The sequence below is a fragment of the Nocardia sp. Marseille-Q1738 genome, assembly GCF_965283145.1.
On sequence record NZ_CBDIMS010000012.1, the window covers coordinates 48,688 to 71,013 of the forward strand.

General features: G+C 68.6%; 19 protein-coding genes. 9 read left to right on the forward strand and 10 right to left on the reverse strand.

Annotated elements, in window-relative coordinates; all coding sequences use genetic code 11:
* The first annotated feature begins 42 nt into the window (after positions 1-42).
* Entirely contained in the window at positions 43-2,559 is a 2,517-nt protein-coding gene (locus ACWPXK_RS30745; RefSeq protein WP_454199673.1) for an ATP-binding protein, read from the forward strand.
* 54 nt (positions 2,560-2,613) lie between these two features.
* Positions 2,614-5,151: an ATP-binding protein gene (locus ACWPXK_RS30750; RefSeq protein ID WP_454199674.1), complete on the forward strand. Its 2,538-nt coding sequence runs from the start codon at positions 2,614-2,616 to the stop codon at positions 5,149-5,151.
* Between the two features lie 546 nt (positions 5,152-5,697).
* On the opposite strand, the gene ACWPXK_RS30755 is transcribed toward ACWPXK_RS30750, so the two are convergent.
* From ACWPXK_RS30755 to ACWPXK_RS30775, 5 genes are all read right to left on the reverse strand, one after another.
* A complete protein-coding gene (locus ACWPXK_RS30755) occupies positions 5,698-6,255 on the reverse strand; it encodes a hypothetical protein (RefSeq protein ID WP_454199675.1) in 558 nt (185 codons plus the stop codon).
* Positions 6,256-6,410: 155 nt separating this feature from the next.
* Complete coding sequence (locus tag ACWPXK_RS30760) at positions 6,411-6,785, reverse strand: hypothetical protein (protein ID WP_454199676.1); 375 nt, start codon at positions 6,783-6,785, stop codon at positions 6,411-6,413.
* 832 nt (positions 6,786-7,617) lie between these two features.
* Positions 7,618-8,364: a DUF6008 family protein gene (locus ACWPXK_RS30765; protein WP_454199677.1), complete on the reverse strand. Its 747-nt coding sequence runs from the start codon at positions 8,362-8,364 to the stop codon at positions 7,618-7,620.
* A gap of 178 nt (positions 8,365-8,542) precedes the next feature.
* Positions 8,543-9,184 carry a TetR/AcrR family transcriptional regulator gene (locus tag ACWPXK_RS30770; RefSeq protein ID WP_454199678.1) on the reverse strand — a complete coding sequence of 214 codons (642 nt, stop codon included), beginning with the start codon at positions 9,182-9,184 and terminating at the stop codon, positions 8,543-8,545.
* Between the two features lie 47 nt (positions 9,185-9,231).
* Entirely contained in the window at positions 9,232-11,700 is a 2,469-nt protein-coding gene (locus ACWPXK_RS30775) for a phosphoketolase family protein (protein WP_454199679.1), read from the reverse strand.
* Positions 11,701-11,963: 263 nt separating this feature from the next.
* Here ACWPXK_RS30775 and ACWPXK_RS30780 point away from each other — a divergent pair, with 263 nt between their 5' ends.
* The 7 genes from ACWPXK_RS30780 to ACWPXK_RS30810 all read left to right on the forward strand — a co-directional run bounded on the left by ACWPXK_RS30780 (position 11,964) and on the right by ACWPXK_RS30810 (position 18,291).
* Positions 11,964-12,539: an FKBP-type peptidyl-prolyl cis-trans isomerase gene (locus tag ACWPXK_RS30780; protein ID WP_454199680.1), complete on the forward strand. Its 576-nt coding sequence runs from the start codon at positions 11,964-11,966 to the stop codon at positions 12,537-12,539.
* Between the two features lie 254 nt (positions 12,540-12,793).
* The gene (tig, locus tag ACWPXK_RS30785) at positions 12,794-14,170 is read left to right on the forward strand and encodes a trigger factor (RefSeq protein ID WP_454199681.1); all 1,377 of its coding nucleotides are present in this window, start codon (positions 12,794-12,796) and stop codon (positions 14,168-14,170) included.
* Between the two features lie 236 nt (positions 14,171-14,406).
* Positions 14,407-14,994: an ATP-dependent Clp protease proteolytic subunit gene (locus ACWPXK_RS30790; protein ID WP_364327464.1), complete on the forward strand. Its 588-nt coding sequence runs from the start codon at positions 14,407-14,409 to the stop codon at positions 14,992-14,994.
* 109 nt (positions 14,995-15,103) lie between these two features.
* Positions 15,104-15,733, forward strand: coding sequence for an ATP-dependent Clp protease proteolytic subunit (locus ACWPXK_RS30795; RefSeq protein ID WP_040775770.1), 630 nt, complete (start codon positions 15,104-15,106; stop codon positions 15,731-15,733).
* A gap of 432 nt (positions 15,734-16,165) precedes the next feature.
* Complete coding sequence (clpX, locus tag ACWPXK_RS30800; protein ID WP_454199795.1) at positions 16,166-17,446, forward strand: ATP-dependent Clp protease ATP-binding subunit ClpX; 1,281 nt, start codon at positions 16,166-16,168, stop codon at positions 17,444-17,446.
* Positions 17,447-17,592: 146 nt separating this feature from the next.
* On the forward strand, positions 17,593-18,003 hold the full coding sequence (locus ACWPXK_RS30805; protein ID WP_454199682.1) for an STAS domain-containing protein: 411 nt from the start codon (positions 17,593-17,595) through the stop codon (positions 18,001-18,003).
* Positions 18,004-18,030: 27 nt separating this feature from the next.
* A complete protein-coding gene (locus ACWPXK_RS30810) occupies positions 18,031-18,291 on the forward strand; it encodes a ribosomal protein L7/L12 (RefSeq protein WP_454199683.1) in 261 nt (86 codons plus the stop codon).
* Between the two features lie 202 nt (positions 18,292-18,493).
* Here ACWPXK_RS30810 and ACWPXK_RS30815 read toward each other — a convergent pair whose 3' ends face one another.
* The 5 genes from ACWPXK_RS30815 to ACWPXK_RS30835 form a co-directional block, all read right to left on the reverse strand.
* Positions 18,494-19,387: a hypothetical protein gene (locus tag ACWPXK_RS30815; RefSeq protein ID WP_454199684.1), complete on the reverse strand. Its 894-nt coding sequence runs from the start codon at positions 19,385-19,387 to the stop codon at positions 18,494-18,496.
* A gap of 218 nt (positions 19,388-19,605) precedes the next feature.
* Positions 19,606-20,175 carry a carboxymuconolactone decarboxylase family protein gene (locus ACWPXK_RS30820; RefSeq protein WP_454199685.1) on the reverse strand — a complete coding sequence of 190 codons (570 nt, stop codon included), beginning with the start codon at positions 20,173-20,175 and terminating at the stop codon, positions 19,606-19,608.
* A gap of 98 nt (positions 20,176-20,273) precedes the next feature.
* Complete coding sequence (locus tag ACWPXK_RS30825; RefSeq protein ID WP_454199686.1) at positions 20,274-20,651, reverse strand: nuclear transport factor 2 family protein; 378 nt, start codon at positions 20,649-20,651, stop codon at positions 20,274-20,276.
* A gap of 39 nt (positions 20,652-20,690) precedes the next feature.
* Complete coding sequence (locus ACWPXK_RS30830) at positions 20,691-21,485, reverse strand: helix-turn-helix domain-containing protein (RefSeq protein WP_454199687.1); 795 nt, start codon at positions 21,483-21,485, stop codon at positions 20,691-20,693.
* A gap of 196 nt (positions 21,486-21,681) precedes the next feature.
* Entirely contained in the window at positions 21,682-22,314 is a 633-nt protein-coding gene (locus tag ACWPXK_RS30835; protein ID WP_454199688.1) for a dihydrofolate reductase family protein, read from the reverse strand.
* Between the last annotated feature and the right edge of the window lie 12 nt (positions 22,315-22,326).

Genomic DNA, 22,326 nt, shown 5'->3' on the forward strand with positions numbered 1-22,326 from the left:
TTGCTCAGCGCGTCGGCGCGTCGTCGGCTAACTTTCGTTTGTATGTCCCTGGTTCAGGCACGTGGCGACGTGCTGCCTGCGTCCACCAGTGAATTCATCGGCCGGGAAACGGAATTGGACCGGCTGGGCGCGCTGCTGGACGGTGACGCCCGCCTGATCACCCTGGTCGGCCCCGGTGGGATCGGCAAGACGCGATTAGCCGCGGAGGCGCTGCGCCGTGGCTCGCGGGCCGGGCGCAGGCCGGTCTACTGGGCGCGGCTGGCCGAGCTGGAGCCCGACAGCACCGCGACCGCGCAGGACGTCATGCAGTCGGCGGTGCGCACCGATCTCAGCTCCCCACCGACCCGCGCCGCGCTGGTGCGCACCTTCACCAGCGGGGACCGTTCCGCCGAGCGTGCGGTTCTCGTGCTGGACAACTGCGAACACCTGCTCGGCGCGGTCGCGGCGATGATCGCCGAGCTGCTGGATGCCGCGCCCGGGCTGACCATCCTGGCCACCAGCCGCGAACCGATCGGCTGGGTCGACGAGTACCTCCTGGCCGTGCCGCCGCTGTCGCCGCGCCAGTCGCTCGAATTGTTCCGCGAGCGCGCCGAACTCATCGGGCGGGCGATCCCGGACGATCGCGAGCAGGTCGCCGTCGCCGCGCGGATCTGCCGCCGGGTCGACCACAACCCGCTGTTCATCCGGCTGGCCGCGGCCCGGCTGCGGCATCAGCCACCGATGATGGTGCTGCGGGAACTCACCGGCGACGCCGACGACAAGCGCCTGCGCTGGACGCACGGAGCCCGGGCAGGCGCCGAGGAGCGCCACCGCGGCGTCTACGACGTCATCGCCTGGTCCTTCGCGCTGTGCAGCCCGCCCGAGCAACTGCTGCTGGAGCGGCTGTCGGTCTTCGCCGCGGGATACGAGACCGATGACGAGTCCGTCCGCGGCGGCATCGAGCTCGACGCCGCGATCGCGGTGTGCGCCGACGACTCCCTGCCCGCGCGTGATATCGAACACCTGCTGGAGCGGCTCACCGAACAATCCCTGGTGTCGGCGCACCTGACCGCGACGACGGTCAGCTGGTACCTGGTGGAAAGCGTGCGCGTCTTCGCCCGCGATCACCTGCGCCGCCGCGACCGCGGCGAGTTCGATCGCCTCGCCGCCCGGCACCGCCGGTACTTCCGGGACAAGGTCGTCGCCGGACAGGCCATCTGGCTCGGCCCGCACGACCTGGCCTGGCTGGCCTGGGCGCGGTCGGCGTGGAACGACATCGTGCTCGGCATCGAATCCGGCCTCGCCGATCCGGCGGAGGCCGTGATCGCGCTGGAGACCGCCACGGTTCTGCTCTCGATGAAGGTCCCGTTCGTCAAGTCCGGTGCGGGCGCGCTGACCCGGCTGACCGAGCGCGCGCTGGAAGCCACCAAGGCGGCCGGGCTCCGTCCCTCCGGGGTCGCCGACCTCGCCACCGCGCTGCTCGGCTGGATCTCGTTGTGGCAGGGGCGCAGCGACAACATCCCGCAGTTGCTCGCCGACTGCATGATCGCGCCCACCGAGGCGGGGCCGCGCTACACCGACGTGGATTTCGGATTGCCCGCGCCGGTGGAATGGATGTGGGGACTCGAGCTGATGCTGGTGCGCGGCGACCCGCGCGCGATCACCGTCCTCACCCGGGCTCGGCACAAGTTCGCCGAGCAGGGCGACCGCATCGGCGCCGAGCGCAGCGACGTCTTCGTGGCGTTCTGCTCCGCCCTCGTCGGCGACCGGCAGCAGGCGCTGGAGAACACCGCGCGATTCCTGGAGCGGTCGGTGTCGTCCGGCTCGACGCTCTCGACGGCGTGGGCCGAGATCGCGCGGGCGGTGGCGCTGGCCAAGCACGGGTCCGCCGCCGAGGCGCTGGCGATGACCCACGGCGTGCTCAGCCGCCACCGCGGTGAGCAGGACACATGGACGGCGACCTGGGCGGTGGGCGCGCACATCGTCGCGATGGGCCAAGTGCTCATCGCCGAGCGGGCCGACGGTGGGGATCCCGCGGCGGCAGCGACCGCGGCGACCGAAATCGCCTATTTGGTCGGGAGTTTCAAGACGCGACAGCGCTCGATGGGTATCGCCGTGGACCGGGTGCCGCTGATCGCCGCCGAGATCCGCAGCGCCGCGGAGGTCGCGCGCACGGTGCTCGGCGACCGGGCATACGCTTCGGCCGAGCGCCGGACCCGCCTGCGCCCCGAACTGGACGCGCTGTGGTGGCCGACCACCGAATCGACGCCCGCGCCCCGGCGGCCGGACCGGCCGAGCACTGCCCGCCCCGCGTCGCGGCGGCCCAGCTCGCGCTGGAACGACTTGTCCCAGGCCGAGCGCGACGTCGCCGTCCTAGCCGCGGCGGGCTGGCCCAACAGCGCCATCGCCGCCCGGCGGCGCAGCTCCATCCGGACGGTCGACGCGCAGGTCGCCACCATCCGGCAGAAGTTGATGATCGCCTCCCGAGCCGACATCGCCGGCCACATTCCCGACGAACTCGCCGGCCGCGTCCGCCACGAATCCGAGCGACGGCCCAGGCGCGGCCGCAGGGGTGCCTGATGGACTATTAGGCTGCTGCTCCCGGTAATTTCTGGATCGATAGGTGTGGGCGGCATGTCGGAAGTGAACAGCGGCGGTGGCAACGGCCCCGCCGCGCCCGGCGAGTTCGTGGGCAGACACGCCGAACTGCGACAGATCGACACGCTGCTGTCCTCGTCGAGCGCGCGGTTGATCACGCTGGTCGGGCCGGGTGGCATCGGCAAGACGACGTTGGCGCTCGAAGCGGTGCGCCGCTATCGGGGCGCGGCCCGGCACGCCGTCTACTGGACGCGCCTGGCTCGACTCGCGGCGGGCGCGGAAACCGGATCGGTCGCCGAGGAAGTGCTGCAGTCCCTCGCCAAGAACGGCATCACGGGCCGGTCGGCCTGGGACGGTTTGGTGGCGACTTTCAGCGAGTACGACGACGAGTCCCACCGGACGATCCTCGTGCTGGACAACTGCGAACACGTGCTCGGTGGGGTCGGCCCGCTGATCGTCGGACTGCTCCAAGCGGTACCCGGGCTGACCGTCGTCGCGACCAGCCGGGAGCCGGTGGGCTGGATCGACGAGCAACTGGTCACCGTGCCGCCGTTGTCCGGCCCGCACGCCCTCGAATTGTTCCGGCGGCGTGCCGAGCGCACCGGACGGCCGATTCCCGAGGATCCCGGACAGCTCGCCATCGCCGCGCGGATCTGCGGTCATGTCGACAACAACCCGCTGTTCATCCGGCTTGCCGCCGCGCGACTGCTGCACCGGCCGCCCGCGATCGTGCTGCGCGAGTTGTCCGGCGACACCGACGACCGGCGCCTGCAGTGGACGCACGGCGCCAGGGTCGGCGTCGGGGAACGCCACCGCAGCGTGCGCGACGTGATCGCCTGGTCCTACGGTCTGTGCACCGACCTCGAACAACTGCTGCTGGAACGGTTGTCGGTGTTCGCCACCAGTTGCGACGCGGAGAACGACGAATCTCCGTTCGGCGGCGCGGACACCGACGCCATCGTGGCGGTCTGCGCGGACGCGTCGCTGCCCGCCGAGGAGATCGGGCGACTGCTCGAGCGCCTGGTCGAGCGGTCTTTGCTGTCGGCGCACATCACTCCGACCGCGGTCCGGTACTACCTGCTGGAAAGCGTCCGGGTGTTCATGCGCGACCGCCTGTCGGCGCGGGGCGACGAGGTCGACGAGGCGCGGCTGCTCGCCCGCCACCGGCGCCACTACCGGGACCGGGTCGCCGCTGGGCCGGCCACCTGGTACGGCCCGCGGGAACAGGAGTGGATCGACTGGGCGCGCACGGCCTGGGACAACATCCTCATCGCCATCGAAACCAGCCTGGCCGACCCGGAGGAGGCCGTCGTCGGACTGGAGACCGCCGCGACGCTGATGGCGTTGCGTGTGCCGTTCATCACCGGGTCCAACCGTGCCATCACGGGTCTCACCGAACAGGCACTGGAAGCCACCGCCCAGCTCGATCCACCGCCGACCAGGCTGCGCATCAACGCCACCGCGCTGGTCGGCTGGATCGCCATCTGGCAGGGCAGGCACACCTACACCGCGCAATTGCTGGACGAGTGCGCCGCGGAGTGCCTGACCGACCCGGACCTGCGTCGCGGCTGGCGGGAGACCACGGCGACCGACGTCGGCCTGCCCGCCCCGGTGGAATTCACCTGGGGCCTCGAACTGCTGCTGATCCACTTCGATCTGCGCGCCGCCGACGTACTGGCCCGGGCGCGAAGGAAGTTCGCCGCGGCCGGCGATCGGGCGGGGGAGCAGCGCAGCGAGCTGTTCGAGACGCTCACCTACGCCAACATCGCCGACGCCGACGTGGCGCTCGGGGCCACGCGCAGGCATCTGGACCGAGCCCTCGACTCCGGCGCGGCCTGGGCCATCGCGTGGGCCGAACTGGCCTTGATGATCGCGGTGTCCAGGCACGGCGATCCGCGGGAGGCGGTGCGGCTCGGACAGTCCACGCTGGAGCGCCTGCTGACCACCGGGGATACCTGGACGGCGGGCTGGGTCGCGCACTTCAGCATGATGGCGAAGACCTACCTGTTGTCCGCTCGGCTCGACGCGGGCGACAGCGGAACCGCCGAATCGATTGCCGCCGCCACCGAGATCGCGCATCTGCAAGGCGGAATCGACACGCTGCACCGTTCGATGGGCATCGTCGCCGACCGGGTGACGCTGGTGGCCCGCGGCACCGCCCGAGCCGTCGAGGTGGCCACCTCGGTCGTCGGCGAGGAGGTCTACGCGGCGGCCGCCCAGCGCGGCGCCCGCCTGCGGCCGGAACGCGACGAGCTCCAGTTGTTCCTGCTCGGCAGGTTGCCGATCGATCAACTCCCGAGCCCGCGACCGCGAACCAGGACGATCGCCTCGCGCTGGGACGAGCTGACCCCCGCGGAGCGCGAGGTCGCCGTGCTCGCCGCCGCGGGCTGGGCCAACAGCGCCATCGCCGGGCGCAGGGGCAGTTCGATCCGGACGGTCGACGCCCAGGTCGCGGCGGTGCGCAGGAAGCTGATGGCGGCCACCAGGGCCGACATCACCTGGCATATACCGGAGCATCTGGACGAGCGGGTGCGACTGGAATCCGAGCGGCGACCCACGCGACGCTCTGCTTGATTTGCAGCGCCTGCGGCGCTGCGTGTTCGCGGCCCCTTTGTGGCTCGCGTCCGAGCGACCGCCGCTGGCGACTTCGTCGCGGACGCGGCGGCCGCTCGGACGCGAGCCGGGCCGCGAACGGGGAATGCTCGGTCTCGCTTCGCGCCGAAGCGGCGGCGGTGGAGCCGGTGTGGGTGCGCTGGGCGGCGAACGCGGTATTGATCGACCGCGAGTTCAGGGCTGGGTTTATTTGGCGCGCATATTCGGCTCTTTTCAGAGCCGACGTCCGAGCGACCGCCGCTGGGGACTTCGTCGCGGACGCGAGCCGGGCCGCGAACGGGCAATGCTCGGTCTCGCTTCGCTCGAAAGCGGCGGTTGGGCCAGTGTGGGTGCCCCGGGAGGCGAACGTGGCATTGATCGACCACGCGTTCGGGGCTGTGATCTATCGGATCTATCGGCACGCATATTCGGCCCTCCAGAGCCGCCGTCCGAGCGGGCCGACGCAAGCGCAACTACGCCCGTAACCGTCGACGGTTACGGGCGTAGTGGTGGGCTAATCGAGTTCGGTCAGATCAGGGAGCCGTCATGGCACATGCCGGACGACCGCCAGGACGGCCGCGGGCCCGTGCCGGGGTCGAACGCCCACTGGTGGATCGGTCCGGCGGCTTTCCAGTACAGCGCGCCGCGTCCGTCCGCGACCACCTGGTATACGTCCTCGGAGCCCTCGATGAGCTGGTTGCCGACGCAGTAATCGTTGTAGTCGGTACCGAATTGGCGTGCGCCGGCGCTGAACAGGCCGGCGGGGTGGGTGTACGCGCCGGGGTTGGGGACGGTGCTCCGCTGCCGCGCGTCTGCGCGGTGCCAGGAGGACGTATGCCAGTACGGAGCGCCGCGACCGTCGGTGCCGCAGATGAAGTTCCAGCCGCCTGCCACGACCGCCGTGCCCTGGCCGTAGGCGCCACCGGCCCAGAGGCAGGCAGCGCCCTGAGCCTCGGCGGTGCCCGCGCCGAGGCTCAGGCCGCCCGCCGCCACCACTGCCGCCGCCAGCAGGGTGAGCGTCCGTGCCGTGACGGTCCGCTTGTCGTGACACGCGGTCGTACGGCGTAGGCCTCTAATCTTGCTCATTGGGGTTTCTCTTTCGTGCGCTGTCCCGGCCGTCGACGAGGATCGGGCTTCGGGAACGATGATGCTTCAAGTGATGTGCCGCTATATAGCGGTAAGATCAGTGCGAAAATGTGGGAAAGGTTTCTGCGGTGCGAGCGAGTGCGCCGGCTGCTCGATCAGCGGCACCAGCTGGCGTGCGGCTTGCACACGGTGTAGCCGCTGCCGTCCGGGCGGGTCGTCCGCGACCAGGTCGAGCTGTTGGAGTTGTTGCCGGTGACGGTGTCGCTCGGTCCGGGCTGGCTCTGGCGCTGGTGGTAGTCCCGGCGAGCCTGGTCGGCCGCGTTCGCCTCCAGCCGGTCGCTGTTGCGGTGGTGTTGACCCATCGGGTCGATGTGGGTCCAGCCATGGTCGTCGCCCGTGCCGTTGCGCGGGTCCGAGGGGTTCGAGCGCGGCTCGGCCGCGGTGACGCCAGCGGCGCCCGCGGTGAGTGCGCCGATGATCACGGCACAGCTGAGCAGTCGCCGGGCGGTATGTGTGATGGTGGCGTTCATCGTAAGTCTCCGTTGGGAATTCGACCTGTGCGCGGCACGGTTCGGGATGCGGCGGTGCGGCGAACGGCGGGTGTCGGAGTTGCCGCGCGGGGTGGGGGCGGGAAAGGAATCGCGGCGGCATCCGTCGCGGACATGTCGTCCGCGGGGCGGTGCCGGTCGGCGCGGTTCCGGTCGTCGGAGTGGGAAGAGCCCGGCCTGTCGTCTCCGTGGCGGCCCGGGTATGCGGGGCGTGGAGCCTCGACGGTGTCGGGCCCGGCCAGCGCTCGGGCCGGCGCCGGGGTTTCCGGCGTGGCCGCTATCGCGCTCACGATCAGCGGGCGGACGAGCCAGGTCTGCGTCCGTCGCTGGTGTGCCGTGATGCCGGTCATCGTTCGTGTCCGATTCATCTCGCCACCCTTGGGAGCGAGGATCGGCCGGTGCGGTCCGATCAACGACTCCCTATCTATCGTGCCGTTGGATAACGTCACATTAATCGACGGGGAGATGGATTGTCGAGTGGGTTTCTCGGTGTTGGGAAGCTTGCGTGCCGCCAGCTGGGTAGCCGCCGCATGACCAGCGGCGATGTCGGCAGCGATGGGTGGACCGTGCGCGCGGTCGTCGGCAATATTTCGCCCGCGTCAACTCGAGAACAGTTTGCGGGTGCAGGCGGGTTTGATCGCCCGTCAGCCGAAAAGTGATGTGGTTCGAGGAGTTCCCGGTGAGATAGCGCGAACACGCTTCCGGCATCCGCTGACCTGAGTGATCCGCGATCGGGTGGCCGCTCAGTGTGATACGAGAAACCGCGCCTGCTGGCAGGTGGGCTGCTGGCAGGCGCGGTTTCGAGCTCGAGAAATCAGGCTTCGACCGCGTAGGCCGGGGCCACCGGCTCGTTTGCCGCGGCCGGAGCCCGGCGGGGCTCGGTCGTGGCGGCGGTTTCACGGAACGGGGCTTCGATCACCGCGCGCTCACGCCACAAGTGGTACAGCGCGAGCGCGAAGATGGTCGTGCCGATCACATTGGCCAGGAAGTGCCACCAGATGCGGTAGGTAGACGCACCCGCGCCGGGATCCAGCAGGCCGAAGATGGTCGACAGCCCGATCGCCTTGGTGCCGAAGGCGACCGTGAGGGTCAGCGCGAGATGCTCGAGCCCGTGGATGCCCTGCATCAGCACGCCCATCCGGCCCCACTTGCGCGCCTTGCTCTCCACTGCGTGATGGGTGACCAGCGCGACGCCGACCAGCCCGGCGAGGAAGTGGAAGTTGCCGACCAGGTGCAGCAGCTCCATGCCCAACGACGGCTTCATGTGGTCGACTTGGCCGAAACCGTTGGCCAGGCCGGTGCCCCACGGGGTCATCCAGGCCGGTGCGTTCGGATGCTGTACCCAGTATCCGACCTGCGCGACATGTTCTTGGAAGTGGCCGATCTGGGCGATCACGCCCAGCCCGACGACGCCGAGCGCGGTACGGAACATCCAGGGGCGCAATGGTTTTCGCAAGGCGACGACCAGCACGCCGACGGCCGCCCACATCACGACCATCCACGCCACCATCCCTATCGCGCCTAGGATTTCCAACGCGCTCGCCTCGGCTGTGTGGTTCATCGGAACCGCCCCTTCTGTGCGCCCTCCGGCAACGGCGACGGATGGGATGTTGCAACGGAACGCGTGCAGACGCGTTATCCGCAAGATACAAGCTGGCGCACCGTTTGTCCGAAGTATCCGAATGCCCAGGGCGGGGGCATGATTCGCCCTCGTTATGCGCAAAGCGCATAGCGTGTGCTCAGGCGGGTTTCAGGATTCCCTCGATGATCCTGCGGGCACGGTCGGCGGCTTCGGGGTCGCCGATCCGCAACGCCGTATTGGTCGCGCAGAGCACCGCGTCGATCTGGAACGCGACCAGATCCGTATCCAGATCGGCGATCTCACCGGCGGAGACCGCCGCGCGCAGTTCCCGTTCCAGCAGCCGCACCCACGCTCGTTGGTCGCGGAACAGTGCGTCACGTACCGGACCCGGCTTGCTGTCGTTCTCGGCCATGGTCGCGACGCGGAAGCATCCGCCCGCGAACAATGGCGTCTCGGCGTACGCCATCCAGTGCTCGACCAGCGCTCGCAGGCGGGCGACTCCGTGCGGCGCGGACCGCGCCGGTTCCACGACCGCCTCGGTGAACCGATCGCGCGCGTAATCGATGGCGGCCAGTTGCAGCGCCTCTTTGGTGCGGAAGAGGGTTTGGATGCCCGCCTTGCTCAGTCCGGTGTCGGTCGCCAGCCTGCCGAAGCTCAGGCCCGAGAGCCCGTCCAGCGAGGCGATGTCGACCGCCTGCCGCAGCACGGTCGCGCGGGTCTTCGCCCCGCGCAGCAGACGTTTGTCGGTGATGCCCGCGATGTGCCGCTGGGGCGGCGAAACGGAGTCCACACCTTCCATACGGTCGATCGTACGTCTCAGTCGCGGGCCGCCCGGTAGCCCCGCATTCAGGCGCGCTGGTGTGGCCAAGTCCAGTCGGCGACCTCGGGGATGTCCGCGCCCTGCTCCCTGGTCCACGCGCGGGCGGTCCACCGCGCGTCGACCATCTCCTGCCGCAGTCCCGCGGCGCGCTCGCGCAGCGTCGGCACGCGATCGATCACATCCATCACCAGGTGATAGCGGTCCAGGTCGTTGAGCATCACCATGTCGAACGGCGTGGTCGTGGTGCCGCGCTCCTTGTAGCCGCGCACGTGCAGGCCACCGTGGTTGGCGCGCCGATAGGTCAGCCGGTGGATCAGCCACGGGTAGCCGTGGAAGGCGAAGATCACCGGCCGGTCGCGGGTGAACAGCGTGTCGAACTCGCTGTCGGGCAGGCCGTGCGGATGCTCGTCCCGCGGTTGCAGCCGCATCAGATCGACCACGTTGACCACCCGGACGCGCAACTCGGGCAGCCGCTCGCGCAGTATCGCCGCGGCGGCCAGGGTCTCCAGTGTCGGGACGTCACCCGCGCAGGCGAGCACCACGTCCGGCATGGTGCCGACCTCGTCCCGGTGGCACGCCCAAGGCCAGATGCCGATGCCGCGTGCGCAGTGTTCGGCCGCGTCCGTCACCGACAGCCAGTCGGCCTGCGGTTGTTTGCCCGCGACCACCACGTTCACATAGTGGCGCGAACGCAGGCAGTGGTCGTAGGTGGACAGCAGCGTGTTGGCGTCCGGCGGCAGGTACACCCGCACGATCGAGGGCTTCTTGTTCAGGACCACGTCCAGGAAGCCGGGGTCCTGGTGGGTGAAGCCGTTGTGGTCCTGGCGCCAGACGTGCGACGACAGGAGGTAGTTGAGGCTGGCGATCGGCCGCCGCCACGGCACCGCCGCGCTGGCGTCGAGCCACTTGGCGTGCTGGTTGAACATCGCGTCCACGATGTGGATGAACGCCTCGTAGCAGGTGAACACGCCGTGCCTGCCGGTGAGCAGGTAGCCCTCCAGCAGGCCTTGGCACATGTGCTCGGACAGCACCTCGACCACCCGGCCGGTGCGGTCGAGCTTCTCGTCGCGGGCATCGATATCGGCCTGCCAGTCGCGTCCGGTGACCTCCAGGATGTCCTGCAGCCGATTGCTGGCCAGCTCATCAGGCGCGAAGGTCAGGAAGTTGTCCGGGTTGTTCCTGGTGACCTCGCGCAGCCATCCGCCCAGCACCCTGGTGGCCTCGTGCCGGGTCGCGCCCGGCGCGCTCATCTCGACGCCGAACTCGCGCCAGTCCGGCAGTCGCAGGTCGCGCACCAGCGCGCCGCCGTTGGCGACCGGATTGGCGCTCATCCGCCGATCGCCCTCGGGCACCTGGTCGCACAGCTCCGACACCGGCTTACCGGTTTCGTCGAACAACTCCTCCGGGCGATAGGACCGCAGCCACTGTTCCAGCACCGCGCGGTGCTCCGGGTCGGTGCGCGCGGCGGGCAGCGGAACCTGGTGCGCGCGGAAGGTGCCCTCCACCGGGTCGCCGTCCACGATCGGTGGGCAGGTCCAGCCCTTCGGGGTGCGCAGCACGATCATCGGCCATGCGGGTCGTATCCCGTCGGTGCCGCCGCGCGCGGCGCGCTGGATCTGGGCGATCCGCTCGAGACCGGTGTCCATCGCGCCTGCCATGGCCTGGTGGACGGTGGCCGGATCGTCGCCCGCGACGACGATCGGCTCGTAGCCGTATCCGTGCAGCAGCGCGAGCAATTCCTCTTCGGGGATACGCGCAAGGATGGTCGGATTGGCGATCTTGTATTCGTTCAGCGCCAGGATCGGCAGGACGGCACCGTCGCGCGCCGGGTTGATGAACTTGTTCGCATGCCAGCTGGCGGCCAGTGGACCGGTCTCCGCCTCGCCGTCACCGACCACACAGAACACGGTGAGGTCGGGGTTGTCCAGCGCGGCGCCGAACGCGTGCAGCAGCGAGTAGCCGAGCTCACCGCCCTCGTGGAAGGAGCCCGGCGTCTCCGGTGCGCAGTGACTGGGCACGCCGCCGGGAAAGGAGAACTGGTGAAACAGCGCGCCCATCCCGGTGGCGTCCTGCGGAATGTGGCTGTAGAGCTCGGAGTATGTGCCCTCCAGCCAGGCGCACGCGTTCGGGCCGGGCCCGCCGTGCCCGGGCCCCGCGACGAACACCGCGTTCAGGCCGCGCAGCCGGATCGCGCGATTGGCGTGGGTCCAGACCAGATTCAGGCCGGGCACGGTGCCGAAGTGGCCGAGCAGGCGCGGCTTGATGTGTTCCGGTCGCAGCGGTTCGCGCAGCAGCGGGTTGGTCATCAGGTAGATCTGGTCGACCGAGAGATAGTTGGCGGCCCGCCACCACGCGTCCATGGACGTCAGTTCGTCGCGTTCCAGCGGGCCCCGCGCGTCCGCGAGCCGATAGGGACGGGGAGCGACGGTTTGCCCGCCCGTGCCGCCGACATTGTCGGCCGAAGTATCGCCACCTGCACTGGCCATGTGGGTCATGCGCCGACTCTCCTCACGCTCGGGGCATCCGGGACGGCGGCGCCACCACGCGCCGTCCCGGATCGTGCACGGCTGCCGACCGGAATCGGCAACGCGGAATGGAGAATTCATCGCCAGCTTAACGGGGCCTGCGATTCCGGCGTGGCGAAAGCGTGTCGCGGGACGTCCGGCCCGCCTGACCGCGGCGTGGTCCATGTGTACCTCCGCCTTCGCTCCGGCCGTGCGCGGACTGTTGACGGACTGCGTCCATTAAGGTCCGGGGCATGCAGATTCTCGGAAGGATCATCGGGATCGGAGCCATCGCCGCGACGACCATCGCGCTGGCGGCCTGCGGGTCGGACGACGAGACCTCCACCGTCACCACCACCAAGGCCACCGCCCAGGCGGGTCCTTCCGCCGCGCAGCGTCCGGCCACGCCGAGCAAGGGCCGCGAGTGCACCGCCGAGGACGTCCGCGTGACCGGCGACTTCGGCGCCGCGCCGACGATCACCATCCCGGACGACTGCGACCCGCCGAAGCAGCTGATCGTCAAGGACCTCAGCACGGGCAGCGGGCCCGGCGCCGTGGCCGGTCAGCAGCTGACCATGAACTACGCGCTGGTCACCTGGTCGGACAAGAAGACGCTGGACAGCTCGTTCGACCGTGGCAAGCCGTTCCAGCTCACCCTCGGCGGCGGTCAGGTCATCGATGGCTGGGACCAAGGGCTGGTCGGCGTCCAGGAAGGCGCGCGCAGGCTGCTGATCGTGCCGCCGGAGCTCGGCTACGGCGCTGGTGGGCGCGGCATCGCGCCGTACGAGACGCTGGTGTTCGTCACCGACGCGGTCTCGGTGGGGAAGTAGGCGGACCCGTCGCGGCCTCGGGCAGGCACCGCCGATTGCAGGCCCGCTCGGCCGGTCAACTAACCTGGTCGGGATGCGTCGCGCACACCGCATCCCTCGTCGTCTCGGCCGAGGCCGGGACCCCGGTTCGGATCGGCGCCGGTGGTGGCTGCCGGCGTAGCGCCACTTCGCCTGCCATTCCGACCGCCGGGGTACAGGGTGGAGCACGCACACCGAACGTCAACCAGTACGAACAACGAACAAGGAGCATGTCCGTGAAGAGCACCGTCGAGCAGCTGAGCCCGACCCGGGTCCGGATCAACGTCGAGGTGCCCTTCGAGGAGCTGAAGCCGGATTTCGACCGCGCGTACAAGGCACTGGCCAAGCAGGTCCGCATCCCCGGCTTCCGTCCCGGTAAGGCGCCCGCGAAGCTGCTCGAGGCCCGCCTCGGCCGTGGCGCGATCCTGGAGCAGGTCGTCAACGACGCGCTGCCCGGCCGCTACAGCGAGGCGGTCACCACCGCCGAGGTGAAGGTCATCGGGCAGCCCGAGATCGAGATCACCAAGATCGAAGACGGCCAGGAGCTCGCCTTCACCGCCGAGGTCGACGTGCGTCCGGAGATCGCCCTGCCGGATTACTCCGGCATCGCGGTCACCGTCGACGCGATCAGCGTCGGTGACGAGGACATCGAGGAGCAGCTGCAGTCGCTGCGCCAGCGCTTCGGCACGCTGACCGGCGTCGAGCGCCCGGTGCGCGAGGGCGACTTCGTCTCGATCGATCTGTCCGCGACCGTGGACGGCGAAGAGGTGCCCGAGGCCGCCACCACCGGCCTGTCCCACGAGGTCGGCTCCGGCCAGCTCATCGAGGGCTTGGACGAGGCGCTGGCCGGGCTGTCGGCGGGCGAGTCGAAGGAGTTCACCTCCACGCTGGTCGCCGGCGAGCACGCGGGCAAGGACGCGGTCATCACGGTGACCGTGCAGTCGGTCAAGGAGCGCGAGCTGCCCGAGGCGGACGACGAGTTCGCCCAGCTGGCCAGCGAATTCGACACCCTGGACGAGCTGAAGGCCGACCTGCGCGGCCGCGTCGAGCGGGTCAAGAAGGTGCAGCAGGCGGGCGAGATCCGCGACAAGGTGCTGGAGACCCTGCTGGAGCAGGTCGAGGTGCCGCTGCCGGAGGCCGTGGTCAAGGCCGAGATCGACGCCGTGACCCATGACGCCGTGCACGGCTTCGACCACGACGACGCCAAGTTCGCCGAGGCGCTCGAGGCGCAGGGCAGCACCCGCGAGGAGTTCGACGCCGACACCAAGGAGTCCGCCGAGAAGTCGGTGAAGACCCAGCTGCTGCTGGACGCGATCGCCGAGGCGGAGGGCACCCAGGTCGGTCAGGAGGAGCTCACCGAGCGCATCCTGTTCCAGGCGCAGCGCTACGGCATGTCGCCCGAGCAGTTCATCCAGCAGGTGCAGCAGGCGGGGCAGCTCGGCGCGGTGTTCGCCGACGTGCGCCGCGGCAAGGCGCTGGCCGGGGTGGTCGGCCAGGTGACCGTCACCGACTCCGCGGGCAACCCGGTGGACACCGCCGAAATGTTCGGCGCTCCGGCGGATTCCGCGGGCGAGGGCGAGACCGACGAGACGTCGGCGGCGGACGCCGAATAATTCCATGGAATACCCGCGCTATCGGCGCCCGAGGGGTGCACTGATTGCGCTGTGAGCGAAGAAAGGGCGGTACCGGGAGTTCGGTGCCGCCCTGCTTCGTTAATGTTTGTGACGGCAAGTTGGATACGCCCTGTCCAATAGGGTGCGGCATATCCAACCAGTGATGGCTATGTGGCAATCCGCAACGAGCCGGTGAGAGAAGGCAGGTATCCGTGACAATCAACCAGGCAGGGGTCATGACAACCGCGACTGCTGGTCTCAACCTCAGTGATTCGGTGTACGAGCGCCTGCTGCGTGAGCGCATCATCTTCCTCGGCACCCAGGTCGACGACGACATCGCGAACAAGCTGTGCGCGCAGATCCTGTTGCTGTCGGCCGAAGACCCCACCAAGGACATCTCGCTCTACATCAACTCGCCGGGCGGTTCGGTGACCGCCGGCATGGCCATCTACGACACGATGCAGTTCGCCGAGTGCGACATCGCCACCTACGGCATGGGCCTGGCCGCGTCGATGGGGCAGTTCCTGCTCACCGCGGGCACCAAGGGCAAGCGGTACGCACTGCCGCACGCGCGGATCATGATGCACCAGCCTTCGGCGGGCATCGGTGGTTCGGCGGCCGACATCGCGATCATGGCCGAGCAGTTCGCGCACACGAAGCGGGAGCTGAACGAGCTGCAGGCGCTGCACACCGGCAAATCCGTGGAGCAGGTCACCAACGACGCCGACCGCGACCGCTGGTTCACCGCGTCCGAAGCCCTGGAGTACGGCTTCATCGACCACGTGATCAGCCACGCGAACCAGGCCAACGGCGCCAAGAAGTAACGCACCGGACCACCCACAGGCCCCCGGACGCCTCGAACGTCCGGCCGCCGCACCGACTTTGGAGACGAAGATGGCCAATCCGATCGACCCGCGCGCCGGCCTGTCCGGCATCGCACCGCAGAGCCCGCAGGCGCGCTACATCCTGCCGTCGTTCATCGAGCACTCGAGCTTCGGCGTCAAGGAGTCCAACCCGTACAACAAGCTGTTCGAGGAGCGCATCATCTTCCTCGGCGTACAGGTGGACGACGCCTCCGCGAACGACATCATGGCGCAGCTGCTGGTGCTCGAGTCGCTGGACCCCGACCGCGACATCACCATGTACATCAACTCGCCGGGTGGCTCGTTCACCTCGCTGATGGCCATCTACGACACCATGCAGTACGTGCGCGCCGACGTCGCCACGGTCTGCCTGGGCCAGGCGGCCTCCGCCGCGGCCGTCCTGCTGGCCGCTGGCACCCCTGGCAAGCGTGCCTGCCTGCCCAACGCCCGCGTGCTGATCCACCAGCCGTCGCTGGAGGGCGGTATTCAGGGTCAGGTGTCGGACCTGGAGATCCAGGCCGCCGAGATCGAGCGGATGCGCCGCCTGATGGAGACCACGCTGGCGCGGCACACCGGCAAGGACGCCGACACCATCCGCAAGGACACCGACCGGGACAAGATCCTGACGGCCGAGGAGGCCAAGGAGTACGGGATCATCGACACCGTGTTCGATTACCGCAAGCTCAGCGCACAGAAGTGACGCACATGCCCGTCGTTTCCGGGTAGACCCGCCGAGGGCGGGGCGAATCGCCGATCCCGGCGGTGTTTCGCTTGAAAATTGCTTTACAACAGGGAATTCCGGCCGGGAGGTATGTCAGGGGCATGCTGCCCGGCCGGACCGCTTCCGTGTCGCCGGCGATTCGGACGATTTCGTTCGAACTCGGGCGTCGCGCGGCGGTCGGTCGGAGGTCATGGTGGGCCATCGGGCTCACAACCCGCGCGAGAAACATGCGCGAGTTGTCGACCTCCATCCCGCACACCGGGTACGGTCAACCTAGGGACCTTTGCTCCCGGTTGCCGACACTGTCCACCAGCTCCGAAACAGTCGAAGCGTTTGCGGCTGCGAAAGTGGTGGACAGCTGGCAACCTGGACGGACGGTTGCACGCGGACAAGGAAGTAGGGACCCACGAGATGGCGCGCATCGGAGATGGCGGCGATCTGCTGAAGTGCTCGTTCTGTGGAAAGAGCCAGAAGCAGGTCAAGAAGCTCATTGCGGGACCAGGGGTGTACATCTGCGACGAGTGCATCGATCTCTGCAACGAGATCATCGAGGAGGAGCTCGCCGAATCCAGCGAGGTCAAGCTCGATGAGCTGCCCAAGCCCGCCGAGATCCGGGACTTCCTGGAGAACTACGTCATCGGGCAGGACACCGCCAAGCGCACCCTCGCGGTGGCCGTCTACAACCATTACAAGCGCATCCAAGCCGGTGACAAGAGTCGCGACAGCCGCGGCGAGACCGTCGAGCTGGCCAAGTCGAACATCCTCATGCTCGGTCCCACCGGCTGCGGCAAGACCTATCTGGCCCAGACACTGGCGAAGATGCTGAACGTGCCGTTCGCCATCGCCGACGCCACCGCGCTCACCGAGGCGGGGTACGTCGGCGAGGACGTGGAGAACATCCTGCTGAAGCTGATCCAGGCGGCGGACTACGACGTGAAACGCGCCGAGACCGGCATCATCTACATCGACGAGGTCGACAAGATCGCGCGCAAGAGCGAGAACCCGTCGATCACCCGCGACGTGTCCGGCGAGGGCGTGCAGCAGGCGCTGCTGAAGATCCTGGAGGGCACCCAGGCGAGCGTGCCGCCGCAGGGTGGGCGCAAGCACCCGCACCAGGAGTTCATCCAGATCGACACCACCAACGTCCTGTTCATCGTGGCGGGCGCGTTCGCGGGCCTGGAGAAGATCATCTCCGACCGCACCGGCCACCGGGGCATCGGCTTCGGCGCCGAGGTGAGGTCCAAGGCCGAGATCGACACCACCGACCACTTCGCCGAAGTCATGCCGGAGGACCTGATCAAGTTCGGTCTGATCCCCGAGTTCATCGGCCGCCTGCCCGTGGTCGCCTCGGTGACCAACCTGGACAAGGAATCGTTGGTCAAGATCCTTTCCGAGCCGAAGAACGCGCTGGTCAAGCAGTACGTCCGGTTATTCGAGATGGACGGGGTCGACCTCGAGTTCACCGACGACGCGCTGGAGGCGGTCGCCGACCAGGCCATCCTGCGCGGCACCGGTGCGCGTGGTCTGCGGGCGATCATGGAGGAAGTCCTGCAGCCCGCGATGTACGACATTCCCAGCCGCGACGACGTCGCCAAGGTGGTCGTCAACGCGGACACCGTCAACGACAACGTGCTGCCGACCATCGTCCCGCGCAAGGCGCAGCGGCCGGAGCGCCGGGAGAAGTCGGCATAACTCCGGGTGTAGCGGCTGGGCCGGCGGGGTACTCCTTTGTGAGGGTTGAGCAAACAGCCTAGTTCCGGCGGGTGTGTCGTCCGGAGCGAATCGTTACCGCGGGCGTTCGTTCTGAGATCGCCGCGGACGACTGGACCGAGGTCCTGATGTCGACAGCTTTCGCCACCCCTCCGTTTCTGCTTTCCGACGCCCGCAAAGCCGACCATCCGGCCGAGCGGCTCCAGATTTCCGTCACTGCCCCGAGCGACCAGGTCACGCTGTGCGCCGTCGCGGGCGAGGTCGACCACTACACCGTCGAAGTGTTCCGCCGCCAACTGATCGGGTCGCTGAGCACGGCGGCGCCGCTGGTGGTCGTCGATCTATCCAAAGTCACGTTCTTCGGCGTCGCCGGGCTACGGGTGCTGATCGAAGCACGGTCCCGGCTGGCGAACACCGACCACCGCCTGCGCTTGGTCACCGGTCCGCGGTGTGTGGACCGGTTGCTCGAGGTCGCCGCCGACATCGAGTCCTTCGAGACCATGACGAGTCTCGCCCACGCTGTGCTGGACGCCGCCTGAGGCCGTGCCGGTCACTACGATCGGGGCATGTTTGCCCATCGTCGTTTGGAGCGCAAGGTCGACGCGTTGCATCACAAGCTCGATCTGATCATGAACCATCTCGGCATCCAGCAGGCCACCGGACCCGGTGGTCCGTCACCGCTCGTGCCGAGCGGTGACGGAATGGCCGAGGTCGACGCACTTCTGATGCAGGGCAAGAAGGTTCACGCGATCAAGCGGTACCGCGAACTCACCGGGTGTGGGCTCAAAGAGGCCAAAGACGCGGTTGAACGGCGATATCCGTACTGAATCCGATACGGACGGCATCGCGTGCCGGTCTCCATGGGAGATGCGATGTGCGGTGCCGTGCAGAGGTGATCGGCTCGCTCGGCCGCGGCGGCCGGTGTCGCTTCCGCCACGACGTATTGCAAAGTTGCGGGTTCGTCCGGTGCCGCCTCAGCAGTCGTAAAGCACGCTGCTGGGCAGCACCGCTCGTGCCACCGGGGACTTGCTACCGGCGCGAGCTGGGGACCAAACGGTCGTCGTTCTGCACGGCTCCCACGCCCACCGGGAGGTCGGCGTAGGAGCCGACGAAAACATCCCCTGAGGATTCCGACAGCGGATCCGGCCCGGTGGGATCGGGGAGATTTCGGACCTCTTCGGTGGCGATGCCGATCGCACGGCCGTAGCGTGCGCTGGCGGCATCGTGGATGAGCAGCGCGACGCCGATCATCACCGGCGCGACCCCGTGCATCGCCGCGTCGAACCACCGGCCCGCACTCACGTACGGGTACGTGTTCAGGCCGACGGTGAGCGCCAGCAACGCGATCTCGGCGGCCGCGACCTGGCTGCGATTGTCCAGCACGCCCCACTCGGTGACCTTGTTCGTGCCGATCATGATGATGATCAGCGACACGCTGATCATCGCCTCCAGCAGATAGCTGAACCAGTACAGCGGGTCGGTCGGCCCGCCGGGCGCGATGTTGTGCTGGACGTTGACCGCCGACCACAGCATCCCCGCGGCGACCACGCCCGCCAGCGCGCCGAGCGACCATGATCGGTGCCGGTACAGCGACGCGAGCCGGGCGTGCGGACTGGACGCGCGCCGCTGGGCGGCAATGGCCTTGCGCGCCAATAGGATGTCCTTGACCTCGGCCTTCTCGATGGCCTCGGTGGTATGCCGCGCCCGGTCGGAGGCCGTGGCGGCCGCCTCGGCCTGCTTCCAGCGTTGGTCCCGGTCCTGGGTCCGGATCCGTTCGGCCAGTTCGCGTTCGGCGCGCAGCTCCTCCTCGGACAGCGCGCCGGTCAGCGCCGGGTCGAACTGGTAGGCGAGGCGGCCCCTGGCCTTCTCGACCCGCCTCGCGAGCCGCACGACGTCGTCGTCGAGGGGTTGTTCGTCGAGCATGCGGCTCCAAACGGTCGAACGGAGGGGAACTCGAGAAACCGAAGACGCCGACTAGCCCTACCGGTCACCGAATGCGACACGATAGCTCGCCGACCGGGACCAGCGGCGTCCACACCTCCTATTCATAGTCCATTCCCCGCCGCAGCGACAGTCGGAGCGGACGCGGCGTTGAAACAGCCAGTCGGCCAGGGACTTTCCGGTAGTGAGGGGTCCCGCCGTCACGCCCAGGGAACTCGGCACGAATCGGTGCTGAAGCCTTGTGCCGTGATGCCGAGCGCTGAATTGGACCGGGCGCGTGAGTTTTCCAGCGCGATGTGATAAGTGAGCTCCACGACACCGGCGCGGCCGAAGCGACGCTCGAGATCGGCGACCTGCTCGTCGGTGACCGAGGTCGGTGTCGCGGTCATCGCGTCGGCGTAGGCGATGGCGGCGCGCTCGTCCTCGGAATACAGCGGCGAGGTCGCGTAGTCGGCGATGTGTTCCAGCCGTTCGGTGTCCAGCTCGCCGAGGCGCATGAGCATGGCGCCGAAGTCGACGCACCACGAGCAGCCGATCGTCCACGCCGTGCGGTAGACCGCGATCTCGCGGATGACGGCGGGCAGGACGTTGCTGGCCTTGTCGACCATCGTTTCGTGGACGGCGTTCGCGACGAGCAGTTTGGGATGGTTGGCGGCGACGGCGAACGGCTCCGGCACTTCCCGGAAGCGGCGCTTGGCGATCCGGTACAGCAGCTTGGTCACGGGTCCGGCCTGCTGCGGGGTGACGGCGGCGATGCGGGTGGCGCCCATGTCGATCTCCTTCGATCAGCGGATCTGGTTCCTACTTCTCGGACGAGAGACCGTGCCGGAATGTGATGGGGCCATGGTGTGACCCGCCCCACGGTGGATTACTCGGGTTCGATCCGCATGTCCTGCTGACTCCAGTAGGCACGCATCCCGGTGATCCGGCCTTCGTCGTCGAACTCCATCACGTCGATCGGCGAGACGGTGAAGCGTTGCCCGCCGACTCTCGTGACGAGGGTGAACGGGAACGCGGCCTGATTGCCCGCGATCCTGATCTGCTCGGGCCGCAGTTCGGTTTCCCGATCCAACGCGGCGATCACCTCGTAGAACTCGCGGATGGCGGCGTGGCCCTGCCGGACGGGGGTGCCGACCGGGTCCTCCACGATCGCGTCGGGCGCGTACAGGTTGACGATGTCCTCGGTCGGGCCCGAGCCGACCAGCTTGACGTACTGCTCGACCACGTCGCGGATCTGTTTGGCCACCGTACCTCCGATGAAGTGAAACGTGTTCTAATTTCTAGCCTAGCAAGTCCGAGTCCTCGATTCGATCCCTCCGGCGTCATCCAGCACGACGATCCGGACGCCGGTGGCGAGCAGCGCGGTGGCCGACAGCCCGAACAGGGTGTGGAAGGCGTCGCTGAAATGGGAGGGGCTGGCGAACCCGGCGTCGATGGAAGCGGTGGTGAGATTCTCGCCTTTGGCGATCGCCCGGCCGACGCCGAGCATCCTGGCCCAGAGTCGGTAGCGCCGGAACGAGGTTCCCGCCTGCGCCGCGAAGAGGTGCAGGAATCGGGACTCCGACAGGTGCGCCGCCGCGGCGAACCGTTCGGCGGTGAACTCGTGGGCAGGATGCGCCAGCAGGGTCGCCATGGCGGCCGCGACGCGGTCGTCCAGCGGTGGATGTGGTGCCGAGCCGACGAGATCCGCCAGCGATCGTGCCTCCGGCCGGTCGCGGCCCGCTGCCGCCGCCAACGCGGCCTCTTCCCTGTGGTTCAGCCCGAAATCGTGGTCCCAGAGGGTCATCCGCTCACGGCACGCGCGTGCTCGAAGTGATCCCGGATCGAGATAGCAGAACATCATGTGGTCACCGCCCGCGACCACCCGGTGCACCCGGCGCGGTGGGATCAGCGCGCTGCGCACGGTGCGCGCGACGCCGTCGGACTCCAGCGTGAACGGGGCGTCCACCCCGACGGCCAGGCAGTCCACGGCGGTCGAATGGGCATCGAGGCGCAGGGAAGGTCCGCGATAGATCGCCTGCCCGGCCCACAGCCATAGCGCCGCGGGCCAGCCCGCTTCCGGTGGAGTGCTCGGCGTCATCCGGCCATGCTGGCACGGACGTGTGTCGAGCGGCAGTTGTTCGGTTGTCGTGTTCCCGCCAGGCGGCGGTGGCGATCGGCGGGGGCCGACCGAGCCGGGTTTGGGGGATCGCCGTTGATCCCCCTCTGGTTCGCCGTTGAACCGCGACCCGCGCTAGGTGTTGCTGCTGAGTCTGTCGGGGAAGAGGTCGCCGGTGTTACCGGTCTGCCGCGGCTACTTCGTCGCTGTAGTCCCCGTACCGCGGCGTGCCGGCGTTGCGGTAGGTGCTGATCACGACGCCGCTGCCGGTCACGCGGGAGTCGGTGAGCCGGAGCCCGGTGGGCTGGACTTCGCTGGTGAACAGCCGTTTGCCGGTGCCGAGCAGCACCGGGAAGGTGAGCAGATACAGGGTGTCGACCAGGCCGTTCGCCAGCAGGGTGTGGGCCAGGTTCCCGCTGCCGTGCACCTGGAGTTCGCGGCCGGGACGCTGCTTCAGCGCGGTCACCTCGGCGACCAGGTCGCCGCGCAGCAGCTGCGTGCCCGCCCACTCGGCGCGCTCCAGAGTCGAGGTCGCGACGTACTTCGGGAGGGTGTTGAGTTTCGTGGCGACCGGGTTGTCCGGATCGGTGACCTTCGGCCAGTAGCCAGCGAAGATGTCGTAGGTGCGCCGTCCGAGCAGGAACGCGTCGACCCGCTCGAACACCTCGTCGATGAACGCGCCGAAATCCGCGTCGCCGAACGGCACCGACCACCCGCCGTGGGGGAATCCGCCGCTGGTGTCCTCCTGCGGCCCACCGGGCGCCTGGTAGACGCCGTCGACGGTGACGAACTGGGTGAGAGACAGCTCCATGACGTGGTGTTC

What these genes read in the sequence shown, in the direction of transcription:
- ACWPXK_RS30770 (WP_454199678.1), bottom strand. Translation starts at nt 9,184, where the DNA reads ATGGAAGGTGTGGACTCCGTTTCGCCGCCCCAGCGGCACATCGCGGGC.
- ACWPXK_RS30805 (WP_454199682.1), top strand. Translation starts at nt 17,593, where the DNA reads ATGTCGACAGCTTTCGCCACCCCTCCGTTTCTGCTTTCCGACGCCCGC.
- ACWPXK_RS30760 (WP_454199676.1), bottom strand. Translation starts at nt 6,785, where the DNA reads ATGAACGCCACCATCACACATACCGCCCGGCGACTGCTCAGCTGTGCC.
- ACWPXK_RS30820 (WP_454199685.1), bottom strand. Translation starts at nt 20,175, where the DNA reads ATGGGCGCCACCCGCATCGCCGCCGTCACCCCGCAGCAGGCCGGACCC.
- ACWPXK_RS30835 (WP_454199688.1), bottom strand. Translation starts at nt 22,314, where the DNA reads ATGGAGCTGTCTCTCACCCAGTTCGTCACCGTCGACGGCGTCTACCAG.
- ACWPXK_RS30750 (WP_454199674.1), top strand. Translation starts at nt 2,614, where the DNA reads ATGTCGGAAGTGAACAGCGGCGGTGGCAACGGCCCCGCCGCGCCCGGC.
- ACWPXK_RS30830 (WP_454199687.1), bottom strand. Translation starts at nt 21,485, where the DNA reads ATGACGCCGAGCACTCCACCGGAAGCGGGCTGGCCCGCGGCGCTATGG.
- ACWPXK_RS30775 (WP_454199679.1), bottom strand. Translation starts at nt 11,700, where the DNA reads ATGACCCACATGGCCAGTGCAGGTGGCGATACTTCGGCCGACAATGTC.
- ACWPXK_RS30765 (WP_454199677.1), bottom strand. Translation starts at nt 8,364, where the DNA reads ATGAACCACACAGCCGAGGCGAGCGCGTTGGAAATCCTAGGCGCGATA.
- ACWPXK_RS30810 (WP_454199683.1), top strand. Translation starts at nt 18,031, where the DNA reads ATGTTTGCCCATCGTCGTTTGGAGCGCAAGGTCGACGCGTTGCATCAC.
- ACWPXK_RS30780 (WP_454199680.1), top strand. Translation starts at nt 11,964, where the DNA reads ATGCAGATTCTCGGAAGGATCATCGGGATCGGAGCCATCGCCGCGACG.
- ACWPXK_RS30815 (WP_454199684.1), bottom strand. Translation starts at nt 19,387, where the DNA reads ATGCTCGACGAACAACCCCTCGACGACGACGTCGTGCGGCTCGCGAGG.
- ACWPXK_RS30755 (WP_454199675.1), bottom strand. Translation starts at nt 6,255, where the DNA reads ATGAGCAAGATTAGAGGCCTACGCCGTACGACCGCGTGTCACGACAAG.
- clpX (WP_454199795.1), top strand. Translation starts at nt 16,166, where the DNA reads ATGGCGCGCATCGGAGATGGCGGCGATCTGCTGAAGTGCTCGTTCTGT.
- ACWPXK_RS30790 (WP_364327464.1), top strand. Translation starts at nt 14,407, where the DNA reads ATGACAACCGCGACTGCTGGTCTCAACCTCAGTGATTCGGTGTACGAG.
- ACWPXK_RS30745 (WP_454199673.1), top strand. Translation starts at nt 43, where the DNA reads ATGTCCCTGGTTCAGGCACGTGGCGACGTGCTGCCTGCGTCCACCAGT.